Raw genomic sequence first — 22,788 nt, 5'->3', positions numbered from 1 at the left:
CCCGGCCGGGTGCGCGAGCAGTGTGCCATCCGCGCCGGGCCCGGGCCGGGCGACCGTCGATCCCCGGCCACCCGGCGTCTTGCCGGGTCGCCGGGGGGCGGTCACTGCGGCAGCCTCAGCGGATCGTGGCCCAGGGTCATCAGCCGGTGGCGCACGCGTTCGTCGCCGTCTCCCGCGTCCGGACCGTCCGCCTCGGCCTCCACGGTGTCGATCACCTCGTACATGGTCGCGACGTCCTCGTCGGTGAGATCGGCGCGGCGCTTCTGCAGGATCGCGAGGACCAGCAGGCCGGTGGGCGCGCCAGGCCGCCCGGGTGGCGGCTCGCTGCCCATGGCGGTCTCGCCGGTCTCTCCGGCCCGCAGCCAGGCCGCGAGCTCCTGGGAGGTCATGTTCACCACGCGGTGGAACTCGTCCCACAGCGCGTCGAGCTCGACGGTGTCGGTCATCTCGGTGCCCCTTCGGTGCTCCCGCAGGTCTGTCTCGTGCGCAGGCCCGTCTCGTGACGCGGGGCGGCGGGCTGTGTCCCGGCGCGCCGTCCCGATCCCACGCCTGCCCGCCGTGCCCCGCTCCATGCGGGCACCGGTGCGGGGGACGGATGGGCGGATTCCCGCACGGATGCCGGCCGCCGGCGGATCTTCCCAAGGGCCGGGTGTCGGTCTATAGTCCAAAACTAGCAGTGCTAATTAATGTCGTTGTCCGTCAGGAGTCCTGTCGTGCGCCCCGTCCACTTCGCGGCCGCCCGCCGCACGCCCATCGGCAAGCTGCGCGGAGCCCTGTCCTCCGTGCGGCCCGACGACCTCGCCGCGAGCGTCGTCCGCGGCCTGGTCGCCGAGGTGCCCACACTCGACCCGGCCCGCGTCGACGACGTCTACTGGGGCGCCGCCAACCAGGCCGGCGAGGACAACCGCAACGTCGCCCGTATGGCCGCGCTGCTCGCCGGGCTGCCCGACAGCGTGCCCGGAGCCACCGTCAACCGGCTGTGCGCCTCCGGCCTCGAAGCCGTCACGACGGCCGCCCGTGCCATCGCCTCCGGCGAGGCCGACATCGTGCTCGCCGGCGGTTCCGAGTCGATGAGCCGCGCCCCCTTCGTCCTGCCGCGCCCGGACGAGGCTCTGCCGCACCGCATCGAGACCGTCGACACCCGGCTCGGCTGGCGGCTGGTCAACCCCGCGATGAAGGAACTGCACGGGCTGCTGTCGATGGGAGAGACCGCCGAGGAGGTCGCCGAACGGTACGGCGTCTCGCGCGAGCGGCAGGACACCTTCGCGCTCCGCAGCCACCAGCGCGCGGCGGACGCCCGCAAGAACGGTCACTTCGACGCCGAACTGCTGCCCGTGGAGCGCCCCGACGGCGTGGTCGTCGACCGCGACGAATGCGTCCGCGAGGACACCTCGCTCGACAAGCTGTCCCGCCTCAGGCCGGTGTTCCGCGCGGGCGGCACCGTCACCGCGGGCAACGCCTCACCGATGAACGACGGAGCGGCCGGCGTGCTCCTCGTCAGCGAGGAGGTCCTGAACGAACTCCATCTGGAGTCGCTCGGCCGGTACGTCGCCGGAGCCTCCGCCGGAGTCGACCCGGACGTCATGGGCATCGGTCCGGTGCCCGCGACCCGCAAGGCGCTCGCGCGCGTCGGCTGGAGCGTCGACGACATCCAGGAGGCGGAGTTCAACGAGGCGTTCGCCGCCCAGGCCCTCGCCTGCGTCGACCGCCTCGGCATCGACCCCGACCTCGTCAACCCGACCGGCGGCGCCATCGCCCTCGGCCACCCCCTCGGCTGCTCGGGAGCCCGCATCCTCACGACCCTGCTGCACCGCATGCGCCGCACCGGCGCCGGGCGCGGCCTGGCCACGATGTGCGTCGGGGTCGGGCAGGGCAGCGCGGTCCTGGTCGAGCGCCACTGACGCCGACCGCTTCCGCACGCCCGGGGCCCATCCCGACGTGACCGCAGCGTGTGCGCGCCCGGTCCGTCCCGCCCTCTGCGGTCCAGAGCCGCACCAGCAAGAAACGGAGCCACCCCCCATGGCAACCCTGTCCCTCGCCGCGATCCTCGCCGAGAACGCCCGGCGCCGTCCTTCGAAGACGGCGCTCGTCGAGGGCGACCTGCGCCTCACCTTCGGCGAGGTGTGGCGGACCGCGCTGGCCCAGGCCGGCGCGCTCACCGGCCTCGGCGTGCGGCCGGGGGACCGCGTGGCCCTCATGGCGCCCAACACGGCGGAGTTCCCGCACGCCTACTACGCGATCGCGGCGGCCGGCGGCGTGGTCGTCCCCGTGCACCTGCTCCTGTCGGCCTCGGAGGTCGAGCACGTGCTGAAGGACAGCGGGGCCACCCTGCTGCTCTGCCACCCGGCTCAGGAGGCGACGGGTGCGGCGGCGGCGCGGGCCCTCGGCGTCCGGGTCGTCACGCTCGGGGCCGAGTTCGAGAAGCTCGCGGCGGACGCCGAGCCCCTCACCTCGTACGTCACCCGGGACGCCGACGACCCAGCCGTCGTCTTCTACACCAGTGGCACCACCGGCGTCCCCAAGGGTGCCGTGCTCAGCCACTTCAACCTGGTGATGAACGCGACGGTCAACGCCTTCGACGCCAACGACATCCGCCCCGACGACATCGCCCTCGGGGCCCTGCCGCTCTTCCACGCCTTCGGCCAGACCGTCTCCCTCAACTCCACCTGGCGCGCGGGCGCCACCCTCGTCCTGCTGCCGCGTTTCGAGGCGGCGCGCGCGATCGAGCTGATGGTGGAGGAAGGCGTCAACACCTTCCACGGCGTCCCGACGATGTACGTCGCCCTGGCGGCAGCGGCGGCGGGCGCCGCGGCCCTGCCCGACCTGCGCGTCTGCATCTCGGGCGGCGCCTCGCTGCCCGTCGCGGTCCTGGAGCGGTTCGAGGCCGCGTTCGGCGCGCGGATCTACGAGGGCTACGGGCTGTCGGAGACCTCGCCGACCGCCTCCGTCAACCAGCCGTCGTTCGGCACCAGGGCCGGCACCATCGGCCACCCGCTGTGGGGCGTCGACGTGGAGATCGCGCGGCCCGAGATCGAGGGACGGATCGAACTGCTGCCCCCGGGTGAACTGGGGGAGGTCGTCATCCGCGGCCACAACGTCTTCTCCGGCTACCTCGGCCGGCCCGAGGCCACCGCGGAGGCCGTGGTCGACGGCTGGTTCCGCACCGGTGACCTCGGCACCAAGGACGACGACGGCTTCCTGCGGATCGTCGACCGCAAGAAGGACGTCATCATCCGCGGCGGCTACAACGTCTACCCGCGCGAGGTCGAGGAAGTGCTGATGCGCCATCCCGCGGTCGCCCAGGTCGCGGTGATCGGCCTGCCGGACGAACTGCACGGCGAGGAGGTGTGCGCGGTCGTGGTCCGCGCCGAGGGCGCCACGGCCGACGCGGCCGAGATCGCCGAGTGGTCCAAGGACCATCTGGGCCGTCACAAGTACCCGCGCCGCCTGGAGTACACCGACGAGATGCCCCTCGGCCCGAGCATGAAGATCCTCAAGCGGGAGCTGCGCACGCGCTACACGGCCTGACCCGGCGCCTGTTCCACCCGGCCCAGGGGCCGGGTGCCGAGACGCTCCTTACGCGGGCGAGTTGCGTGGGCATAGCATCGGTCCCCGCATGAACACGATGACGCTCTGGCACATATCCAGCTGGGAGTTCGCCGCCCTGGCCGCCGCGGCCCTGCTCGTCGGCTTCTCCAAGACCGCCGTGAGCGGGGCCAACACGGTCAGCCTGGCGATCTTCGCCGCCGTGCTGCCCGCCCGCGCCTCGACCGGCGTCCTGCTGCCCATCCTGATCGTCGGCGACGTCCTCGCCGTCCTCACCTACCGGCGCCATGCCCACTGGCCCACGCTGTGGCGGCTGTTCCCGGCGGTCGCCGCCGGAGTCGTCCTCGGCACGGTGTTCCTGGTGTGGGCGGACGACGCGGTCGTGCGGACCTCGATCGGCGCCATCCTGCTGCTGATGGCGGCGGTCACGGTGTGGCGCCGCAGGGCGGCCGTCCAGGACGACGACCCCGACGCCGTCGTCACGCGCGCGGGCCGCGCCAAGGCCCGCTCCTACGGCGTGCTCGGCGGGTTCACCACCATGGTCGCCAACGCGGGCGGCCCGGTGATGTCGATGTATCTCCTCTCCGCGGGCTTCCGCAAGCTCGGCTTCCTCGGCACCTCCGCCTTCTTCTTCCTGATCGTCAACGTGACCAAGCTGCCCTTCAGTGCGGGACTCGGCCTGATCGACGGCCACTCGCTGCTGCTGGACGCCGCGCTGGCCGTCTTCGTCGTGCCGGGCGCGTTCCTCGGGAAGTGGGCCGTGAACCGGATCAACCAGCTGCTCTTCGAACGCCTGGTGATCGCGGCCACGGTGGTGGGCGGCGTCCAACTGCTCCTCCACTGAGCCGGACCGCCCGGCAGCAGAAGCCGCCGCCCGCCGGGAAAGGCGGCCGATCGTCCGGACTCCGCCCGGCATCTCTCCGCAAACGCTCTTGGAAAGCGCTTTCTACCCTGTTAGCTTGACGCGGCGCGCCGCTCACCGTGGCCGCGTCCTGCCCCTCCGACGCCTGAGAGAAGGGCCGCTTCCATGGCGGACATCCAACCGCCGCCCGCCTGGCTGGCGGACGCGGTGATGTACCAGATCTACCCGCAGACCTACGCTGACACCGACGGGGACGGCATCGGGGACCTGACCGGCGTGCTGCGCCGGCTGGAGTACCTGGAGTGGCTCGGCGTCGACACCGTCTGGCTCAGCCCGCTGTTCGCCTCGCCCTTCGCGGACGCCGGATACGACGTCAGCGACTACCGGACCGTCGCACCCCGCTACGGCACGAACGCCGACCTGGTCACCCTCGTCGAGGAGGCCCGCTCGCGCGGCATCCGGGTCATGCTGGACCTGGTCGCCGGGCACACCTCTGACCAGCACCCGTGGTTCAGGGCCTCGGCCGACGACCCCGGCGACGACCGCTACATCTGGGCCGACACCCCCGAGGCCCCGAGCCCCGCCTGGGTGCCCTCACCCGGCACCCGGCCGGGGTACTACCTGCCCAACTTCTATCCCGTCCAGCCCGCCCTCAACTTCGGCTACGCGCGCCCGGACCCGGCCGAACCCTGGCGCCGGCCGGTCGACGCCCCGGGCCCGCGGGCCAACCGGGCGGCACTGCGCGAGATCATGGCGTACTGGTTCGACCGCGGTGTCGCGGGCTTCCGGGTCGACATGGCGTTCTCCCTGGTGAAGGACGACCCCGACCGCTCGGCCACCGCCGCCCTGTGGCGCGAGACGCGGGCCTGGATGGACCAGGCCTATCCGGACCGGGCCCTGCTCTCCGAGTGGGGCGACCCCAAGACCTCCGTACCCGCCGGGATCCACGCCGACTTCTTCCTCCACTTCGTCGGCCGCCCGCTGCGCTCGCTGTGGGGCAACGCCCAGGGGAGCCACAACCCGGTCTGGGGCGAGGACCCCTGCTTCTTCGGGCCCGACGGAGACGGTTCGATGCGGGAGTTCCTCGACGCCTGGCGCGAGGCCGACACGGCCATCGCCGGAGCGGGATACGTGGCACTCCCCACGGCCAACCACGACTTCTCCCGACTGGTGTGCGGCACCCGCACCCGGGACATGGTCGCGCCCGCCTTCGCCTTCCAGCTCACCTGGCCCTCCCTGCCGGTCATCTACTACGGCGACGAGATCGGCATGCGGTATCTGCCGGGGCTGCCGAGCAAGGAGGGCAGTCAGCTCGGCGACGAGGCACGCCAGGGCTCCCGTACGCCGATGCAGTGGGACGACGGACCCAACGCGGGCTTCTCCACGGCGCCCGAGGAGGACCTGTACCTGCCGGTCGACCCGTCCGCCGACCGGCCGTCCGTGGCCGCGCAGCGGGACGACGCCGGCTCCCTGCTGCACCAGGTGCGCGCCCTGATCCGGCTCCGGCGCGAACACCGTGAACTGGGCACGCACGGACCGGTCGACGTGCTCAACTCCGGCTATCCGCTGGTCTACACGCGCGGTGACTCGTATCTCGTGGCCGTCAACCCGAGCGGACGTCCGCGGAGCTGCACGCTCAGTGACGTGACCGTCGGCCCGGCCCTGCTCGCGCGCGGCGTCGAGGCCCACGCCGACGGAAAGATCACCACCGAGCCGTTCTCCTACGGCGTCTTCCGCCTGGCTCCCTGACCCGCGACGACGGGGGCGCGCCCGGGACCGCCGGCACGCCCCCCCGTTGGCCTCGGCCCACGTCCCCCGCGTCCTCGTCCTCGGCGGCACGAGCCGGTCCTCGGAGCGGGCCGGCCGGCCCGCGCACGGTCAGCCCGTCGAGGCCGGCTCCAGCTCCCGCGACCGGTCGGGCAGCCCCTGGGTGAGATCCTCGACCAGCAGGCGCTTGGCGATCGTGTCGACGGCGGCGCGCAGTTCCGTACCGGACGGCCGGCCGACATCCTGCTCGACGCGTTCCGCGAGCCACATGGCCCAGGCCTTGCCGATCACGCGGGCCTCGCGCTCACCGGCCGGCGTGTGGGAGAAGAGCGAGCCGTGCCGGGTGAGATAGCCCTCCTCGACCATGCGGCTGAACACCGGCACGAGGACCTCGGGCGGCAGATGGCGCCGGCCGGCGATCAGGTTGAGGTTGGCGTGGCCGACCATCCGGGTGAACAACTCCACCTGCATCACGGCCCAGGCGCCCGCCACGTCCAGCCGGGTGTCCGACTCCTCGACGATCCGGCGGGCGGTCGCCATCTCGGTACTCCCGATGATCTTCCCGACCGACGCCTCCAGCACCCGCTGGGAGTCGGTGCCGGCCGGCGACGCGAACCCCTCGCCCATGTCCGTCGAACCCAGCCGGGCGCTGTCCCGCAGCTCCACCTGCTTGAGGAAGAGCGCCACCACGAACCCGAGGAGCGCCACCGGCACCGTCCACAGGAACACCGTGTGGATGGTGTCGGCGTACGCCTCGATGATGGGCCGCGCCGCCTGGGCGGGCAGCCTGTGCAGCGCCTCCGGGCTCTGCGCCGCCCGGGCGACGACAGCGGGCGGCGCCGCGCCGGTCTCCGCGGCCGACCGCACGCCGTCGGCCAGGTTCGGCTTCAGGGCGTTGGTGTAGATCGTCCCGAAGACGGCCGTACCGAACGAGCTGCCGAGCGTACGGAAGAAGGTGACACCGGAGGTGGCGGTGCCGAGGTCGGTGTACTCCACGGTGTTCTGTACGGCGATCGTCAGGACCTGCATGGACAGTCCGATGCCGGTGCCGAGCACGAACATGTAGAGGGACTCCAGCCAGGTCCCCGAGTCCGGCCCCATCAGGGACATCAGATACAGCCCGAGCGCCATCACGAGGGAACCGACGATGGGGAAGATCCGGTACTGGCCGGTCTTGCTGACCACGTTGCCGCTGAAGATCGAGGCGATGAGCAGTCCGACCACCAGGGGCAGCGTCCGGACCCCGGAGATCGTCGCCGAGTCCCCGTCGACGTACTGCAGATACGTCGGCAGGAACGTCATCGCGCCGAGCATCGCGAAGCCCACGATGAAGCTGAGGATCGAGCACACCGTGAAGACCGGGTTGGAGAACAGCCGCATCGGCAGCATCGGCTGGGCCGCGCGCGTCTCCACCCAGCAGAACAGGCCGAGCGCGATCAGACCGCCCACGAACAGGCCGATGATGGCCGGCGATCCCCAGGCGTACTGGTTGCCGCCCCAACTCGTCCCGAGGATCAGCGCGCTCGCGCCGATCGCGACGAGGGCGATGCCCAGATAGTCGATCACGGGCCGGGTGGCCGACTTCACCACGGGGATGGTGCGGGCCGCCGCGATCACCACGACGATCGCGATGGGCACGTTGATGTAGAACGCCCACCGCCAGGTGAGGTGGTCCGTGAACAGTCCCCCGAGCAGGGGTCCGATCACCGTGGCCACGCCGAAGACCGCGCCGATCGCACCTTGGTACTTGCCCCGCTCGCGCAGCGGGATGACGTCCGCGATCAGGGCCATGGCGGTCACCATCAGACCGCCCGCGCCGATGCCCTGCATCGCGCGCCAGGAGATCAGGAGCGACATGTTCGTGGCGAGGCCGCACAGGAACGAACCGGTGATGAAGATGATCGCCGAGGCCTGGAAGACCACCTTGCGGCCGAACAGGTCGCCGAACTTGCCGACCAGCACCGTCGCCACGGTCTCCGCCAGCAGGTACGCGGTCACCACCCACGACATGTGCGCCGCGCCGCCCAGGTCCGACACGATCGTCGGCAGCGCGGTGCCCACGATCGTCTGGTCGAGCGCGGCGAGGAGAATGCCCAGCACGATCGTCGCGAAGACGATGTTGCGGCGCCGGCCGTCCAGCACCGGCGGTCCGGGCGCATCCGCCGCGAGTGGCGCCGTATCCTCGGTGATCGTCACACCCGCCACCCTCACACCGGTGGGCTCCCCGTGCATGCGGGGTCACCCGCCCGGCGTACGGCCGCGGCAGGAGCGTCCCGGGCCCGCGCACACCCGTCCCACGGACCCGCTCGCGGCAAACACTCCGGCGAGACGGCAGGGGCGGAGCCGGCGCCTGTCGTCCGGATCAGAGGGCTCCGACATGCGGCGCCCCGCCCCGCGTCCCGCCGCATGCCCGAACGGCGGGCCTAGTCCCGCGGATTCCTGCGCAGCAGATAGGTGTCCATGATCCAGCCCTTGCGCTCCCGGGCCTCGGCACGCAGCCGCTCGATCCGGGGTGCCGTCTCGGCCAGCGGCCCGGACGCGAGGATCTCGTCGGGGGTACCGATGTAGGCGCCCCAGTAGATGTCGATGTCCTGGTCCGCGTACTGCCGGAACGTCCGCTGCGCGTCGAGCATCACGACCACGTCGTCCACGCCCTCCGGGAAGCCCTCCGCGAGGCGCCTCCCGGTGGTGATCTGCACGGGTCGGCCGACCCGGTTCAGACCGGTCCGGTGCCGGGCGAGGAGCGCCGAGACACTGCTGATGCCGGGCACCACGTCGTACGAGAACGCCACGGTGTCCCGCTCCTGGATCTCCTCCAGGATGGCGAGCGTGCTGTCGTACAGCGCGGGATCTCCCCACACCAGGAACGCGCCGCTCTCGTCCTCACCCAGTTCCTCGGCGATCAGCCGCTCGTAGATGGCGCCGCGGGCGCTGCGCCAGTCCCCGACGGCCGGCGAGTACGCCGCACCGCCCGCCGCCCGGTCGCGGTCCGGGTCACGCGCCTCGACCAGGCGGTACGTCCCCTCCGGCACGTGCGCGTCGAGGATGTCGTGGCGCAGCCGGACCAGGTCGGCCTTCACCTCGCCCTTGTCCAGGATGAAGAACACGTCCGTGCTCCTCAGCGCCTTGACCGCCTGCAGGGTGAGCTGCTCGGGGTCGCCCGCTCCGATGCCGATGACATGTATCTTTCGCACCCCCGGAGTCTGCCGCACGCCCGGGACGCCGGACGCACCGCGTCCGGCCCCGCGTCAGCCGGCGGGCCCGCGCAGCCGCGGAGAGGACGCCGCCGCATCGACCGGGCCGCCGTCGCGCTCCACCGAGTCTGCCAACTCCCTTGCCCAAAGCGCGAGTTCGGCGATCCGCAGATCGTGAGGCCGGGCCCGGCCGGACTTCGCACCCCACTCCTCGACGGCTCCGGCGCCGCGACGCAGCAGCCGGGCGCCGCCCGTCGTGTTCCCGCGGGCCGCGTGAGTGAGCCCCACGGCGAGCTGCGCCAGCCCGCGCCAGAGCCCCCGCTCGTCGTCCGGGCCGGACTTCCAGGCGTCCTCGAACACCTCGTGCGCGTGGAACGGCCGTCCGGCGTCCAGCAGGGTCTGGGCCTCGGTGACCGACTCCTCGGGTGCGCGCACGACACCCTCCGGCTGCCGCTCCACCCCGGCCGATCCGTACGGCAGGGGGCGGCCGAGGCCGTCGCGGGGCCGTGCGTTGCGCGCCCGGCCCTCGGGGTCCCGGTCACGTCCGCCGGCCTGCGGTGTCCGCGGTGTCCTCGATGGTCCGTTCATGCTCCGATTGTCCCGCTCTCCGCGCCCCCTGCGGGGCAGCCCCCGACGTGGGGTAAAGTTCTGTTCGCACGATCGCGCGGTTCACCGCGCGGGAACGCACCGGGACGTGGCGCAGCTTGGTAGCGCACTTGACTGGGGGTCAAGGGGTCGCAGGTTCAAATCCTGTCGTCCCGACCAGCTCTTGAGCAGGTCGGAGGCCGTTTTCTCACCCGTGAGAAGACGGCCTTTTCCGTGCCCCTGGGCCCTGGTTTCCCGTGCCCCTGTCTCCGTGCGCCGTCGCCGTCCGGCGGGCCGGATCGGACCGATACCGGCCCCCGGTCGGGACGGACGCCCGCGGCTGTCAGGACAGGCATCCGACGTGGGCCAGCGCCTGCCGCAGCAGCACCCCGTGACCGCCGGGCATCTCGTCCGCGACCATCGCCGAAGAGGCCTCCTCGGGGCTGAACCAGACCAGGTCGAGCGCGTCCTGCCGGGGACGGCAGTCGCCGGTCACCGGGACGATGTAGGCCAGGGACACCGCGTGCTGGCGCGGGTCGTGGAACGGCGTGACACCGAGCGTGGGGAAGTACTCGGCGACGGTGAACGGCTGCAGGGAGGCGGGAACCCGGGGGAGGGCCACCGGGCCGAGGTCCTTCTCCAGGTGGCGCAGCAGCGCGTCGCGGACCCGCTCGTGGTGCAGCACCCGGCCGGAGACGAGGGTCCGGCTGACGGTCCCGTCCGGACCGATACGGAGCAGGAGCCCGATGTGGGTGACTTCGCCGTTGTCGTCGACGCGCACCGGCACCGCCTCGACGTACAGGATCGGCATGCGGGCGCGGGCCGATTCCAGTTCGTCGCGGGACAGCCAGCCGGGCGTGGTTTCGGTCAAGTCAGACATTGCTTGATCATACTTTCCGTGCGTCCGGTGCGTGCGTGTTGCTCGGGTCAACCATGCCTTACGGAAAGGGCGATCACGTATCCAGCGCGTCGGCCCGGCTGTGTCGGGGCCACCGCGAGAGGCCGCAGCGGGGCGGAAGGACAGGACACCGGTGGCGGGTTCGCCGGCTTGGCGCTCCCGGCCCGGACGGCCTCGTAGCCTGTGCACGTGCCTGGCAGGACGACCGAGGGACCACGGGAGCGGCATGGCGGACGACTTCAGCAGGGACGTCGGTACCGGCGTCGGTACGGACTTCACGACGGAGATCACCGAAGCGGTCGTCGACAGTTTCGCGGGCACGGCCGACCCACGGCTGCGCGGGCTGCTCGGCGCGCTCACCCGGCATCTCCACGACTTCGTCCGGGAGACGGAGCCGACCATGGGGGAGTGGGAACAGGCCATCGACTTCCTGACGGCGACCGGGCGGAAGTGCACCGAGACCCGGCAGGAGTTCATCCTCCTGTCGGACGTGCTCGGTGTCTCCATGCTCGTGGAGACCCTGAACGGCCACCGGGACCCGCGCGCGACGGAGTCGACGGTGCTCGGCCCGTTCCACATGACGGCGTCGCCGCCGCGTGAACTCGGCGCGGACATCGACCTGATGGGCACCGGCGAACCCTGCGTGATCGACGGACGGGTGCTGGCGCGCGACGGGACTCCGCTGCCCGGCGCGGTCCTCGACGTGTGGCAGGCGAACGGCGAGGGCTTCTACGACGTCCAGCAGCCGGACGTCCAGCCGCCGGGCAACGGGCGCGGACTCTTCACGGCCGACGCCGAGGGCCGCTTTCGGTTCCGCACCTGTGTGCCGAGCCCGTACCCGATCCCCACCGACGGCCCGGTCGGCGCCCTCCTGGGAGCCACCGGACGTCACCCCTACCGCCCCGCCCACATCCACTTCATCGCCTCGGCGGCAGGTCACGCCCCCGTCACCACGCACATCTTCGTGGCGGGCAGCGCGTATCTCGAAGCGGACGCCGTCTTCGCCGTCAAGAAGAGCCTCGTGCAGGACTTCACCGAGACCGACGACCCCTCCCTGGCACGGGAGTTCGGCGTCGCGAACCCGTTCCGGCACGCACACTTCGATCTCGTACTGGAGCCGGAATGAGCACCCGCCCCGACAGCCCGCTCGACTTCTCCTACGAGACCCGGCCCGCCCGCGTGGTGTTCCGGCCCGGCGCGGCGGTGACCGCGACGCCGGGCGAGGCCGCGCGACTCGGTCTGCACCGGGTCCTGGTGGTGTGCGGCAGCCGGGGCGAGGACGTCGCGCGGTCGGTGGCGGACGCCCTCGGCGACAGCTGCGCGGGAGTGCACGCGGGCGCCCGGATGCACGTCCCCGTGGAGGTGGCCGACCGGGCCGTCGCGGCGGCACGGGAGGCGGGCGCGGACGGTTGCGTCGCCGTCGGGGGCGGCTCCGCGATCGGCCTCGGCAAGGCGGTCGCGCTGCGCACCGGCCTGCCGTTGATCGCCGTGCCCACCACCTACTCCGGCTCCGAGATGACGTCCGTGTGGGGTCTCACCGAGCACGGGGCCAAGCGCACCGGACGCGACCCGTCCGTCCAGCCGCGCGCCGTCGTCTACGACCCCGAACTCACCCTCGCCCTTCCGGTGCCGCTCTCGGTGACCAGCGGCGTCAACGCCCTGGCACACGCCGTCGAGGCGCTGTACGCCCCCGACGCCTCCCCGCTCGTCTCCCTGATGGCCGAGGAAGGCGTCCGCGCGATGACCGGCGCCCTGCGGCGGGTGGCGGAGGCCCCCGGCGACCCGGAGGCGCGCGGGCGTGCCCTCTACGGCGCCTGGCTCTGTGGCGCGTGCCTCGGCGCGACCACCATGGGGCTGCACCACAAGCTGTGCCACGTGCTCGGCGGCACGTTCGGCCTGCCGCACGCCGAGACCCACACCGTGGTCCTGCCGTACGCCCTGGCCTACAACGCGGCCGCCGCGCCGCGGGCGATCGCCGCGTTGTCGCGGGCGCTGGACACCGATGACGTGCCGCACGCCCTGCGGCAGTTCGCGGGAGACCTCGGCGCTCCCCGCACGCTCGCCGAGATCGGCCTGAGGGAGGCCGACTTGAGCCGAGCGGCGACCGAGGCCGCCGTGGATGCGTACCCCAACCCACGCGAGGTGACGGCCCACGGCGTCCTGGGGCTGCTGACGGCGGCGTACGAGGGATGGGAGCCGCGGGCCGGGGGCGAGTAGCGGCTCCGGGGGCGACGGTCGTCGGTTGCGGGGCCGGCCCCTGCCCGGCACCGGCTCGACAGCAACTTGGCTGTCAGAGCGACGAGTTGCGCGTTCGGGGTGTCCGGATCACCCCAACAGTCCGTCACGGAAGCCGCATTGGCTGATCCTTCATCGCTCGGACACCCGCGGACTCTGGCGTTTTCGGAGCCCGCCCGGAAAGCTGATCTGGGCATGCCAACCTGACCGCGTGGTCTGCCCCGCCCCCACGCCGCGGTCGATCTGGAGGACGCAGTGAAGAGAAGCTCGCGGATCAGCAAGGTCTCGCTCATCCTCGGCAGCGCCGTGGCGCTGGTCGTCGCCTTGCCGGGCGTGGCCCTCGCCGACCCGCCCAAGGCCCTGCCCGCGAACGCGGACGGACTGGAGCAGACGTTCCAGCCGGCCTTCGACTACGACACCGACGGCTGCTATCCGACGCCCGCCATCGGCCCCGACGGGACGGTCAACGGCGGCCTCAACCCCTCCGGCGCCCTGAACGGCCAGTGCCGTGACTCCTGGGACCTCGACAACACCAACGGCTACTCCCGCGAGAAGTGCAACAACGGCTGGTGCGCCATCATGTACGGCCTCTACTTCGAGAAGGACCAGGCCGTCGCGGGCAGCGGCCTCGGCGGGCACCGCAACGACTGGGAGCACGTCGTGGTGTGGGTCCAGGACAACGAGGCCAAGTACGTGTCCACCTCGGCCCACGGCAACTTCAACGTCTACGGGCGGGACCAGATCCGCTGGGACGGCACGCACCCCAAGGTCGTGTACCACAAGGACGGCATCGGAACGCACTGCTTCCGGCCCGCGAACACCAACGACGAGCCGCCGGAGAACCACCAGCACACCTGGCAGTTCCCGACCCTGGTCGGCTGGAACGGCTACCCCGCCGGGCTGCGCGACAAGTTGAGCGCCTACAACTTCGGCAGCGCCGTGTTCGGCCTCAAGGACGGCAATTTCAACGCGCACCTGGTGAAGGCCGAGCCGGCGGGCATCGCCTTCGACCCCAACGCCTGACGGCGGGCGGTGACCCCCGCTGGGCTGGGACGATGACGGTGCGTGCGGAGGCACCCACCGAGGTGCGGTAGGGTTCGGATGCGCGATCACACGGGACACCGGGTGACGGCGCATCGGGACGTGGCGCAGCTTGGTAGCGCACTTGACTGGGGGTCAAGGGGTCGCAGGTTCAAATCCTGTCGTCCCGACTGTACGAAGTCGTCGGCCGGAGGCCGTATCGGGTGACCGATACGGCCTCCGGCCGTTTCCGCGCCCGCCGAGGCGCGGCCCGGACGAGGATCAGCCGCAGTCCAGGACCGTGGTGAGCGCCTCCCGCAGCGCCGTGGCGGGGTCGTCGGACGCCTCCGTGGACCGCCAGGCGACGAACCCGTCGGGGCGGACCAGCACCGCGCCGTCCCGGGAGACGCCGTGGACCTCCGCCCAGTCCGTGTCGGCGGCCGGCGCCAGCTCCGCCTCGGGCCTGCCGCCGACCCGGTAGGAGTCCAGCGGGACGTCGAGCTGCCGTGCCACGTCCAGGGCCGCGTCGTGCCAGCCGCCGCTGCCGTCCGCCGAGCTGAGCAGCACCATGGACCGCTCGTACAGATCGAGCGTGGAGACGCGCTCACCCGCCCGGGTCAGCCACTGGTGCGGCGCCCGGGTCCCGGGTTCACCCGTCAGCCGTACGCCGTCGGGCACGACCGGGACCGCCGGATCGGCGCCCACCACGGCACCTCGCGGGTAGCGGTAGGCGAGCGCCACGTTGAGGATCCCGCCCTTCCTGCCGCCGGGACCCCCCGGACCCCCGGGACCCCCCGGCCCCCCGGCACCGCCCGGGCCGCCCGCCGCGGGGGACGGCGTGTACCCCGGGTGGCTGTGCTCGACCGAGCGCGACGAGGCCCGTGCGCTCGTGGCCTCCGCCACCGGCCGGCGCTCGGCGTCGTACGACGCGAGCAGCCCCGGGCCGGCCCAGCCGCCGATCACCGCGGACAGTTTCCAGGCCAGGTTGTGGGCGTCCTGGATACCGGTGTTGGAGCCGAACGCGCCGGTCGGGGACATCTCGTGCGCCGAGTCGCCGGCCAGGAACACCCGCCTGTCCGCGTACCGTTCGGCGACCCGCTCGGCCGCGTGCCAGGCGGCCCGCCCGGTGATCCGCACGTCCAGGTCCGGCACGCCCGTCGCCCGCCGGATGTGCTCCACGCACCGCTCGTCGGTGAACTCCTCCAGGGTTTCGCCGTGTTCGGGATGCCAGGGGGCGTGGAAGACCCAGTGCTCCTTGTTGTCGACCGGCAGCAGCGCGCCGTCCGCCTCCGGGTCGGTCAGATAGCAGACGATGAACCGGCGGTCGCCCACGACCTCCGCGAGGCCGCGCGAGGTGAACGTGACGCTCACGTTGTGGAACAGGTCGCCCGGCCCGGTCTGTCCGATACGGAGCGCCTCACGGACGGGGCTGCGCGGTCCGTCCGCCGCGACCAGGTAGTCCGCGCGGATCGTGGTGTGCTCGCCGGTCTCGCGGCTCTTGACCTTCGCGGTCACCCCGTCGGGGTCCTGCTCGAACGACATCAGCTCCGTGGAGAACCGCAGATCGCCGCCCAGCTCGCGAGCGGTCTCCAGCAGCACCGGTTCGAGATCGTTCTGGCTGCACAGGCACCAGGCGCCCGGGCTGAAGCGGGCCAGGCCGCCGCCCGGGTCGATCTCCTTGAAGAGCCACTCGCCCGCGTCGCCCACCAGGGTCGGCGCCTGCAGGATGCCGTGGTTGTCCGCCAGCACCGAGGCGGCCTCCTCGATGCGCTTCTGAACCCCGGCCGTCCGGAAGAGCTCCATGGTGCGCACGTTGTTGCCACGCCCGCGCGGATGGATCGAGGTGCCCGAGTGACGCTCCACGAGGATGTGCGGCACGCCGAGACGGCCCAGGAAGAGCGAGGTGGAGAGCCCCACCAGAGAGCCGCCGACGATGAGGACGGGCGTGCGGTGACCGATCTCGCCGGCCCCTTCGAATCGGTTCATTGACTGCCTCCATGCGTCGCCTGCGACGTGATGGGAGATGAGGATGCCGATTCCATGCCCTGTGGGCACCGGTTCGCGCGTCGGGGACACCCGGATGGCGCGCGGTTCACTCGTCCGACCCGTGGGGCTCGCGCAGTCGGGGCGTCGCGTCAACGATCAGCTCATGGCGGCCCCGGCCTTTTCGGACACCGCGGTCGTTCCTCGCTTTCCGTGACCAAGAGGAGAGGTGTGCTGGAATGACCATCTCGGGACGTATCTCGCAGTCGGCCTTCGACGGCTCCAGGCTTCGCGTGATTCTGCTGCTGGACCTGTACGAAGGGGCCCAGGAGCAGTTCCTCGAGGCGTACGAGCTCATGCGCAACCAGGTCGCCTCGGTGCCCGGCCACATCAGTGACCAGCTGTGCCAGTCGATCGAGAACCCCTCGCAGTGGCTCATCACCAGCGAGTGGGAGAGCGCGCCCCCCTTCCTCGCCTGGGTGAACAGCGAGGAGCACGTCGAGACGGTACGGCCGATGCACAGCTGCGTCCGGGACACCCGGTCCATGCGCTACAGCATCCTGCGCGAGACCCACCCGGCCCAGGCCCTCACCGGCCGGCCCGTCCCGCCGGCCCCGCAGGTGGAGGCCCGCGTCGGTGACGGCGTCGCCCGCCACGCCCTGACCTTCACGGTGAAGCCCGGCTCCGAGTCGAAGGTCGCCGAGCTCCTGGCCGGCTACACGTCACCGCAGGCCCAGGTCGACGACAACACCCGGCTGCGCCGCACCTCGCTCTTCATGCACGGCAACCGCGTCGTACGCGCCGTGGAGGTGGAGGGCGACCTCCTCGCGGCCCTGCGCCACGTGGCACGCCAGCCCGAGGTGCGGGCGGTGGAGGAGGCCATCAACCCGTACCTGGAGCAGGACCGGGACCTGAGCGACCCGGACTCCGCGCGCGTCTTCTTCACCCGGGCGGCGCTGCCGGCCGTGCACCACGTGGTCTCCGGCCACGAGGAGCCGGCGCAGCTGCGCCGGCACGCCCTGTACTACCCGGCGCGGCCGGGCTGCGGAACGGAGCTGGCCAAGTTTCTCGCCCAGCAGGACGAGACGGCGGCCGACGACCAGGCGAGCCCTGTGTACCGCAGCACCGTTTTCCAGCGCGACGACATCGTCGTCCGACTGATCGACATCGTGGGCGAGCTCGACCAGGACCCCGTCGCCTCGCTCGGCCTCAAGGGCCCCAAGAAGGCCGCAGAGCTGGAACGTCTGCTCGACGGAGCGGCGATCGGCGTCGAAGGCGCCCTGTCGACGGAACGCAACACCAACCGTCTGCTGTCGCACGCCGACATGCTGCCCGTCACCGACCGCAGCGCGTCGGACTCCTGAGGGACCCCCACAGCCAGCGTCCGCGGACGTCCCCCGTCCCCGCCCCACCCGGAGGAACCAAGCATGATCAACAATCATCCACGCATCGTGGACCTGAGTGAGACGGAGCCCAACCGCCGGCGCGGCGGGGACGTCCGGGCCATGCTCACGCCCGCCACCGCGGGGTCCACCAGCGGCTTCATGGGCCTGGCCATCATGCAGCCCGGCGAGCGCATCAGCGAGCACTACCACCCGTACTCCGAGGAGTTCGTGTTCGTGGTGAACGGCGCCCTCGAGGTCGACCTGGACGGCGAGGCGTTCGCCCTCCAGCCCGACCAGGGCCTGCTCATCCCGATCAACATGCGGCACCGCTTCCGCAACGTCGGCGACACCGAGGCCCGCATGGTCTTCCACCTCGGCCCGCTCGCCCCGCGCCCGAGCCTCGGCCACGTCGACACCGAGGAGACGGACGACAGCCAGCCCGCTCCGCGGTTCGCCACCACCGGGCCGGACCTGTCCGCGCCGGACCACGGACAGCCGTCCGAGCGAAGTGGGGCCATACAGTGACCCGGCGAGTGGCCGTCACCGGCATCGGTGTGGTCGCTCCGGGCGGAACCGGGACGAAGGCGTTCTGGGATCTCCTCGCAAGCGGCCGCACCGCGACCCGCGGCATCACGCTCTTCGACCCGGCGGGACTGCGCTCCCGCATAGCAGCCGAGTGCGACTTCGACCCGGTCGCACACGGACTCGACCCGCAGCTCGTCCGCGACGCCGACCGCTACATCCAGTTCGCGGTCGTCGCCGCCGGGGAAGCCGTCCGCGACGCGGGAATCGACACCGCCGAGCAGGACCCCTGGCGCGTCGCCGTCTCGCTGGGCAGCGCCGTCGGAGGCACCACCCGTCTGGAGCACGACTACGTCAAGGTCAGCGAGGGCGGCAGCCGCTGGGACGTCGACCACCGCACCGCCGACCCGCAGCTGCACCTGGCGTTCTCGCCCAGCACGCTCGCCTCGGTCGTCGCCGAGGAGTTCGGGGCCCAGGGGCCGGTGCAGACCGTCTCCACCGGCTGCACCTCCGGACTCGACGCGGTCGGCTACGCCTTCCACACCATCGAGGAGGGCCGGGCCGACATCTGCATCGCCGGCGCGTCCGACTCCCCGATCTCGCCGATCACCATGGCTTGCTTCGACGCCATCAAGGCCACGTCGCCCGACAACGACGACCCGGAGCACGCCTCACGGCCCTTCGACGCCCACCGCAACGGGTTCGTCATGGGCGAGGGCGCCGCGGTACTGATCCTGGAGGAGTACGAGCACGCCAGGGCCCGCGGCGCGCACATCTACTGCGAGATCGGCGGCTACGCCACCTACGGCAACGCCTACCACATGACCGGTCTGACCAGTGAGGGACTGGAGATGTCCCGGGCGATCGACACCACGCTCGACCAGGCCCGTCTCGACCCGACACTGATCGACTACGTCAACGCGCACGGCTCCGGCACCCGGCAGAACGACCGCCACGAGACCGCCGCCGTCAAGCGCTCCCTGGGCGACCACGCCTACGGCACGCCCATGAGTTCCATCAAATCCATGGTGGGCCACTCGCTCGGCGCGATCGGTGCCATCGAGGTCGTCGCCTGCGTCCTCGCGCTGAAGCACCAGGTCGTACCGCCCACGGCGAACTACGAGACCCCGGACCCCGAGTGCGATCTGGACTACGTGCCGCGCACCGCCCGCCCGCGGAAGCTGAGGAACGTGCTCTCCGTCGGCAGCGGTTTCGGCGGGTTCCAGTCCGCCGTGCTCCTGACCGGGCCGGCTGGGAGGACACGATGACCACGCAGCGTACGCAGCGACCCGGGCGCGCCGCCGTCACCGGCATCGGCGTCATCGCCCCCAACGGACAGCGCACCGACGCCTACTGGAAGTCCGTCAGGGAAGGCCTCGGCGTCCTCGACCGGATCACCCGCGAGGGCTGCGAGCACCTGCCGCTGCGCGTCGCGGGCGAGGTCCGGGCCTTCGACGCCGCGGACCTCATCGAGGAGCGGTTCCTCGTCCAGACGGACCGCTTCAGCCACTTCGCGATGGCCGCGACCGTCCTCGCCCTCGACGACGCCGGCCTCGGTGACGTCGATCCCGAGGAGGCGTACGACATCGGCGTCGTCACCGCCGCGGGATCGGGCGGCGGCGAGTTCGGCCAGCGCGAACTGCAGAAGCTGTGGGGCCAGGGATCCCGGTACGTCGGCCCGTACCAGTCCATCGCCTGGTTCTACGCCGCCAGCACCGGCCAGATCTCCATCCGCGGCGGCTTCAAGGGCCCCTGCGGTGTGGTCGCGAGCGACGAGGCGGGCGGACTGGACGCCGTCGCCCACGCCGCCCGCGGTGTCCGGCGCGGCACCGGCGCGATGGTCGTCGGTGCGGCGGAGGCCCCCCTCGCCCCGTACTCGATGGTGTGCCAGCTCGCCTACCCCGAGCTCAGCACCGTCGAGGACCCCGATCGCGCCTACCGTCCCTTCACCAAGGGAGCCTGCGGTTTCGTTCCCGCGGAGGGCGGCGCCATGTTCGTCGTCGAGGACGAGCACCGTGCCCGTGAACGCGGCGCGACCGTCCGGGCCGTCGTGGCCGGACACGCGGCGACGTTCACCGGCGCCTCCCGGTGGGAGCGGTCGAGGGAGGGACTCGCGCAGGCCATCCGCGGCGCCCTCGCCGAGGCCGACTGCGCACCGGAGGAGATCGACGTCGTCTTCGCGGACGCCCTCGGGGTCCCCGAGGCCGACCGGGCCGAGGCACTCGCCATCGCCGACGCCCTCGGCGCGCACGGGACCCGTGTGCCCGTCACGGCACCCAAGACGGGCATCGGACGCGCCTACTGCGGAGCGCCCCTGCTCGACACCGCGGCCGCGGTGCTCGCCATGGAGCACGGCCAGGTACCCCCCACCCCGAACGTGTTCGACATCTGCCACGACCTCGATCTGGTGATGTCGGACGCCCGCCCCGCCGAGCTGCGGACGGCGCTGATCCTCAGCAGGGGACTCATGGGTTCCAACGCGGCGCTGGTCGTGCGCCGCGGTGACTCCGCCCGCTAGTCCGGGCGGCAAGTGAGGAGAACACACGCATGATCACCACCGAAGTGACCTTCGACGAGCTGGCCGCGCTGATGAAGAAGGCGGCCGGGATCACCGTCGACCCCCAGGAACTCGCGAACGCGTCCGACGCCCCCTTCGGCACCCTCGGACTCGACTCGCTCGGTCTGCTCGGCATCGTCGGCGAGCTGGAGAACCGGTACAGCCGGCCCCTCCCGCCGGACACCGAACGCTGCAAGACCCCGCGCGAGTTCCTCGACCTCGTCAACGACACCCTCAAGGCTGGAGCCTGACGTGCCCGGACACACCGACAACAGCATCACCATCGACGCCCCTCTCGACCTCGTCTGGGACATGACGAACGACATCGAGAACTGGCCCCAGCTCTTCAGCGAGTACGCCTCGCTCGAAGTCCTCTCCCGGGACGGCGACTCGACGACGTTCCGCCTCACCATGCACCCGGACGAGAACGGGAAGGTGTGGAGCTGGGTCTCGGAGCGCACCATGGACCGCGTCGCGCGGACCGTCCGGGCCCGTCGCGTGGAGACGGGGCCGTTCGCGCACATGAACATCCGCTGGGAGTACGAGCAGACGCCGGGAGGCACCCACATGCGCTGGGTGCAGGACTTCGCGATGAAGCCCGAGGCCCCCGTGGACGACGAGTGGATGACGGACAACATCAACCGGAACTCCGCCACGCAGATGGGTCTCATCCGGGACAAGATCGAGCAGGCCGCCCGGGAGCGCCGCACCGCCCCCGTCAGCTGACCCACGGCACACAGGAAGGACCGTCCGATGCACCACGCCCTGATCGTCGCCCGTATGGCGCCCGGTTCGGCGCCCGCGATCTCCGACGTGTTCGCCGCCTCCGACCGCGGCGAACTGCCGCACCTCATCGGGGTCAACCGGCGCAGCCTCTTCCAGTTCGGTGATGTGTACCTGCACCTCATCGAGTCCGAGCGGGACCCGGCGCCGGCCATCGCGAAGGTGGCGGGACACCCGGAGTTCCGGAACGTGAGCGACGAACTGGCGGCGTACGTGAGCGCGTACGACCCGCAGACGTGGCGGAGTCCCAAGGACGCCATGGCCCAGTGCTTCTACACGTGGGAGCGGCCCACCGCGTCCTGACCGGGCACCCCGGCACACACCCGAGGCCGCCGGCTCCGCGAGAAGCGGAACCGGCGGCCTCGGGTTTTCCGGGTTCTTCGGGGCGTCCGGCCGGATCAGGCGGGGACCGTGCACTCGAAGGCGTGCAGATACGCGTTCACCGGGCGGACCTCGCCGATGACCAGGCCGGCCTCCGTGAGCCGGTCGACCATGCTCTGCCGGGTGTGCTTGGCGCCGCCCACGTTCAGGAGCAGCAGCAGGTCCATGGCGGTCGTGAACTTCATCGACGGGGTGTCGTCCACGAGGTTCTCGATGACGATGACCCGGGCGCCGGGACGCGCGGCCTTGCGGACGTTGGCGAGCGCCCGGCGGGTGCTCTCGTCGTCCCACTCCAGGATGTTCTTGATGATGTACACGTCGGCCTGCACCGGGATGTCCTGCCGGCAGTCGCCCGGCACGATCCGTACCCGCTCGGCCAGCGCCCCGCCGTCGCGCAGCCGCGGATCGGCGTTGTCCACCACGCCCGGCAGGTCGAGCAGCGTGCCGTGCAGGGCGGGGTGCTTCTCCAGCAGGCTGGCCACGACCTGCCCCTGTCCGCCGCCGATGTCCGCGACCGAGGTCACGCCCTGGAGGTCGAGCAGCTCGGCGACGTCCCGTGCCGACTGCGCGCTGGACGTGGTCATGGCGCGGTTGAAGACGTGCGCGGACTCGGGCGCCTCCTCGTTGAGGTAGGCGAAGAACTCCCGGCCGTACACGTTCTCGAAGACGTTGTCGCCGGTGCGCACCGCCTCGTCGAGCTGCGGCCAGACCGCCCACGTCCACGGCTCCGTGCACCACAGGGCGATGTACCGGAGGCTGTGCGGGTCGTCCTCGCGCAGCAGCCGGGACATCTCCGTGTGTCCGAAGGTGCCGTCCGGGTTCTCCACGAACACGCCCTGGCAGGACAGGGCGCGCAGCAGCCGGCGCAGCGTGTGCGGCTGGGTCTTCACCGCGCCCGCCAGGTCCTCCACCTCCATGGGGCGGTCGTCGAGCGCGTCGGCCACGCCGAGGCGGGCGGCGGCGCGTACGGCGGCCGCGCAGGCCGCTCCGAACACGAGCTCCCGCAGCCGCATGGGCGGTGGGGGAGTCTGGTCGACCTGTTCGACTGTCGTCATGGGATGCCTCGCTTC

21 protein-coding genes and 2 tRNA genes are annotated in these 22,788 nt (G+C 71.9%); 16 read left to right on the top strand and 7 right to left on the bottom strand.

Annotated elements, in window-relative coordinates; all coding sequences use genetic code 11:
- Positions 1–101 precede the first annotated feature (101 nt).
- Positions 102–446, bottom strand: a complete 345-nt coding sequence (locus ACIRQH_RS06575) for a DUF3140 domain-containing protein (RefSeq protein ID WP_358817800.1) — start codon at positions 444–446, stop codon at positions 102–104.
- A gap of 267 nt (positions 447–713) precedes the next feature.
- On the opposite strand from ACIRQH_RS06575, the gene ACIRQH_RS06570 reads away from it, so the two are divergent.
- From ACIRQH_RS06570 to ACIRQH_RS06555, 4 genes are all read left to right on the top strand, one after another.
- On the top strand, positions 714–1,901 hold the full coding sequence (locus tag ACIRQH_RS06570; RefSeq protein WP_404224516.1) for a thiolase family protein: 1,188 nt from the start codon (positions 714–716) through the stop codon (positions 1,899–1,901).
- Positions 1,902–2,019: 118 nt separating this feature from the next.
- A complete protein-coding gene (locus ACIRQH_RS06565; RefSeq protein WP_404224514.1) occupies positions 2,020–3,528 on the top strand; it encodes a long-chain fatty acid--CoA ligase in 1,509 nt (502 codons plus the stop codon).
- 88 nt (positions 3,529–3,616) lie between these two features.
- Positions 3,617–4,390, top strand: coding sequence for a sulfite exporter TauE/SafE family protein (locus tag ACIRQH_RS06560; RefSeq protein ID WP_358817797.1), 774 nt, complete (start codon positions 3,617–3,619; stop codon positions 4,388–4,390).
- A 183-nt stretch (positions 4,391–4,573) separates the two neighbouring features.
- The gene (locus ACIRQH_RS06555) at positions 4,574–6,157 is read left to right on the top strand and encodes an alpha-amylase family glycosyl hydrolase (RefSeq protein ID WP_358817796.1); all 1,584 of its coding nucleotides are present in this window, start codon (positions 4,574–4,576) and stop codon (positions 6,155–6,157) included.
- A 129-nt stretch (positions 6,158–6,286) separates the two neighbouring features.
- On the opposite strand, the gene ACIRQH_RS06550 is transcribed toward ACIRQH_RS06555, so the two are convergent.
- From ACIRQH_RS06550 to ACIRQH_RS06540, 3 genes are all read right to left on the bottom strand, one after another.
- On the bottom strand, positions 6,287–8,371 hold the full coding sequence (locus ACIRQH_RS06550; RefSeq protein WP_358817795.1) for an MDR family MFS transporter: 2,085 nt from the start codon (positions 8,369–8,371) through the stop codon (positions 6,287–6,289).
- Positions 8,372–8,598: 227 nt separating this feature from the next.
- On the bottom strand, positions 8,599–9,369 hold the full coding sequence (cobF, locus tag ACIRQH_RS06545; RefSeq protein ID WP_358817794.1) for a precorrin-6A synthase (deacetylating): 771 nt from the start codon (positions 9,367–9,369) through the stop codon (positions 8,599–8,601).
- 54 nt (positions 9,370–9,423) lie between these two features.
- Entirely contained in the window at positions 9,424–9,957 is a 534-nt protein-coding gene (locus tag ACIRQH_RS06540; RefSeq protein ID WP_388879773.1) for a DUF309 domain-containing protein, read from the bottom strand.
- A 100-nt stretch (positions 9,958–10,057) separates the two neighbouring features.
- Here ACIRQH_RS06540 and ACIRQH_RS06535 point away from each other — a divergent pair.
- Positions 10,058–10,134, top strand: a tRNA-Pro gene (locus ACIRQH_RS06535).
- Between the two features lie 163 nt (positions 10,135–10,297).
- Here ACIRQH_RS06535 and ACIRQH_RS06530 read toward each other — a convergent pair.
- A complete protein-coding gene (locus ACIRQH_RS06530) occupies positions 10,298–10,834 on the bottom strand; it encodes an NUDIX hydrolase family protein (RefSeq protein WP_203659731.1) in 537 nt (178 codons plus the stop codon).
- 244 nt (positions 10,835–11,078) lie between these two features.
- On the opposite strand from ACIRQH_RS06530, the gene ACIRQH_RS06525 reads away from it, so the two are divergent.
- The 4 genes from ACIRQH_RS06525 to ACIRQH_RS06510 all read left to right on the top strand — a co-directional run bounded on the left by ACIRQH_RS06525 (position 11,079) and on the right by ACIRQH_RS06510 (position 14,298).
- Positions 11,079–11,978, top strand: a complete 900-nt coding sequence (locus ACIRQH_RS06525) for a dioxygenase (RefSeq protein WP_358817792.1) — start codon at positions 11,079–11,081, stop codon at positions 11,976–11,978.
- Complete coding sequence (locus ACIRQH_RS06520; RefSeq protein WP_388879776.1) at positions 11,975–13,069, top strand: maleylacetate reductase; 1,095 nt, start codon at positions 11,975–11,977, stop codon at positions 13,067–13,069. The genes ACIRQH_RS06525 and ACIRQH_RS06520 overlap by 4 nt, the downstream gene beginning before the upstream one ends.
- Positions 13,070–13,342: 273 nt before the next feature.
- A complete protein-coding gene (locus tag ACIRQH_RS06515; protein ID WP_358817790.1) occupies positions 13,343–14,110 on the top strand; it encodes an NPP1 family protein in 768 nt (255 codons plus the stop codon).
- Between the two features lie 114 nt (positions 14,111–14,224).
- Positions 14,225–14,298, top strand: a tRNA-Pro gene (locus tag ACIRQH_RS06510).
- 91 nt (positions 14,299–14,389) lie between these two features.
- Here ACIRQH_RS06510 and ACIRQH_RS06505 read toward each other — a convergent pair.
- On the bottom strand, positions 14,390–16,093 hold the full coding sequence (locus ACIRQH_RS06505) for an FAD-dependent monooxygenase (protein ID WP_358817789.1): 1,704 nt from the start codon (positions 16,091–16,093) through the stop codon (positions 14,390–14,392).
- Positions 16,094–16,329: 236 nt separating this feature from the next.
- Here ACIRQH_RS06505 and ACIRQH_RS06500 point away from each other — a divergent pair, with 236 nt between their 5' ends.
- The 7 genes from ACIRQH_RS06500 (at position 16,330) to ACIRQH_RS06470 (ending at position 21,640) form a co-directional block, all read left to right on the top strand.
- Positions 16,330–17,454 (top strand): SchA/CurD-like domain-containing protein, encoded by a 1,125-nt coding sequence (locus ACIRQH_RS06500; protein ID WP_358817788.1) that lies wholly within the window; start codon positions 16,330–16,332, stop codon positions 17,452–17,454.
- A gap of 63 nt (positions 17,455–17,517) precedes the next feature.
- A complete protein-coding gene (locus tag ACIRQH_RS06495; protein ID WP_355871017.1) occupies positions 17,518–18,000 on the top strand; it encodes a cupin domain-containing protein in 483 nt (160 codons plus the stop codon).
- A complete protein-coding gene (locus tag ACIRQH_RS06490; protein WP_388871120.1) occupies positions 17,997–19,265 on the top strand; it encodes a beta-ketoacyl-[acyl-carrier-protein] synthase family protein in 1,269 nt (422 codons plus the stop codon). The genes ACIRQH_RS06495 and ACIRQH_RS06490 overlap by 4 nt, the downstream gene beginning before the upstream one ends.
- A complete protein-coding gene (locus tag ACIRQH_RS06485; protein ID WP_358817786.1) occupies positions 19,262–20,515 on the top strand; it encodes a ketosynthase chain-length factor in 1,254 nt (417 codons plus the stop codon). Before ACIRQH_RS06490 ends, ACIRQH_RS06485 begins: the two co-directional genes overlap by 4 nt.
- 29 nt (positions 20,516–20,544) lie before the next feature.
- On the top strand, positions 20,545–20,805 hold the full coding sequence (locus ACIRQH_RS06480; protein ID WP_355871026.1) for a phosphopantetheine-binding protein: 261 nt from the start codon (positions 20,545–20,547) through the stop codon (positions 20,803–20,805).
- 1 nt (position 20,806) lies between these two features.
- The gene (locus tag ACIRQH_RS06475; RefSeq protein WP_358817785.1) at positions 20,807–21,280 is read left to right on the top strand and encodes an SRPBCC family protein; all 474 of its coding nucleotides are present in this window, start codon (positions 20,807–20,809) and stop codon (positions 21,278–21,280) included.
- Between the two features lie 27 nt (positions 21,281–21,307).
- Positions 21,308–21,640: a TcmI family type II polyketide cyclase gene (locus ACIRQH_RS06470; protein WP_358817784.1), complete on the top strand. Its 333-nt coding sequence runs from the start codon at positions 21,308–21,310 to the stop codon at positions 21,638–21,640.
- A gap of 95 nt (positions 21,641–21,735) precedes the next feature.
- On the opposite strand, the gene ACIRQH_RS06465 is transcribed toward ACIRQH_RS06470, so the two are convergent.
- The gene (locus ACIRQH_RS06465; protein ID WP_358817783.1) at positions 21,736–22,773 is read right to left on the bottom strand and encodes a methyltransferase; all 1,038 of its coding nucleotides are present in this window, start codon (positions 22,771–22,773) and stop codon (positions 21,736–21,738) included.
- Between the last annotated feature and the right edge of the window lie 15 nt (positions 22,774–22,788).

This window comes from Streptomyces sp. NPDC102279, assembly GCF_044766365.1.
In the GTDB taxonomy this organism is placed as follows: domain Bacteria; phylum Actinomycetota; class Actinomycetes; order Streptomycetales; family Streptomycetaceae; genus Streptomyces.
The sequence above is the reverse complement of the archived record's forward strand: the minus strand, read 5'-3'. Positions and strand labels throughout refer to the sequence as shown.

Coding starts and splice junctions, on each gene's coding strand:
- ACIRQH_RS06575 (WP_358817800.1), bottom strand. CDS start 446: ATGACCGACACCGTCGAGCTCGACGCGCTGTGGGACGAGTTCCACCGC.
- ACIRQH_RS06565 (WP_404224514.1), top strand. CDS start 2,020: ATGGCAACCCTGTCCCTCGCCGCGATCCTCGCCGAGAACGCCCGGCGC.
- ACIRQH_RS06560 (WP_358817797.1), top strand. CDS start 3,617: ATGAACACGATGACGCTCTGGCACATATCCAGCTGGGAGTTCGCCGCC.
- ACIRQH_RS06555 (WP_358817796.1), top strand. CDS start 4,574: ATGGCGGACATCCAACCGCCGCCCGCCTGGCTGGCGGACGCGGTGATG.
- ACIRQH_RS06540 (WP_388879773.1), bottom strand. CDS start 9,957: ATGAACGGACCATCGAGGACACCGCGGACACCGCAGGCCGGCGGACGT.
- ACIRQH_RS06530 (WP_203659731.1), bottom strand. CDS start 10,834: ATGTCTGACTTGACCGAAACCACGCCCGGCTGGCTGTCCCGCGACGAA.
- ACIRQH_RS06525 (WP_358817792.1), top strand. CDS start 11,079: ATGGCGGACGACTTCAGCAGGGACGTCGGTACCGGCGTCGGTACGGAC.
- ACIRQH_RS06520 (WP_388879776.1), top strand. CDS start 11,975: ATGAGCACCCGCCCCGACAGCCCGCTCGACTTCTCCTACGAGACCCGG.
- ACIRQH_RS06505 (WP_358817789.1), bottom strand. CDS start 16,093: ATGAACCGATTCGAAGGGGCCGGCGAGATCGGTCACCGCACGCCCGTC.
- ACIRQH_RS06500 (WP_358817788.1), top strand. CDS start 16,330: ATGACCATCTCGGGACGTATCTCGCAGTCGGCCTTCGACGGCTCCAGG.
- ACIRQH_RS06495 (WP_355871017.1), top strand. CDS start 17,518: ATGATCAACAATCATCCACGCATCGTGGACCTGAGTGAGACGGAGCCC.
- ACIRQH_RS06485 (WP_358817786.1), top strand. CDS start 19,262: ATGACCACGCAGCGTACGCAGCGACCCGGGCGCGCCGCCGTCACCGGC.
- ACIRQH_RS06480 (WP_355871026.1), top strand. CDS start 20,545: ATGATCACCACCGAAGTGACCTTCGACGAGCTGGCCGCGCTGATGAAG.
- ACIRQH_RS06470 (WP_358817784.1), top strand. CDS start 21,308: ATGCACCACGCCCTGATCGTCGCCCGTATGGCGCCCGGTTCGGCGCCC.
- ACIRQH_RS06465 (WP_358817783.1), bottom strand. CDS start 22,773: ATGACGACAGTCGAACAGGTCGACCAGACTCCCCCACCGCCCATGCGG.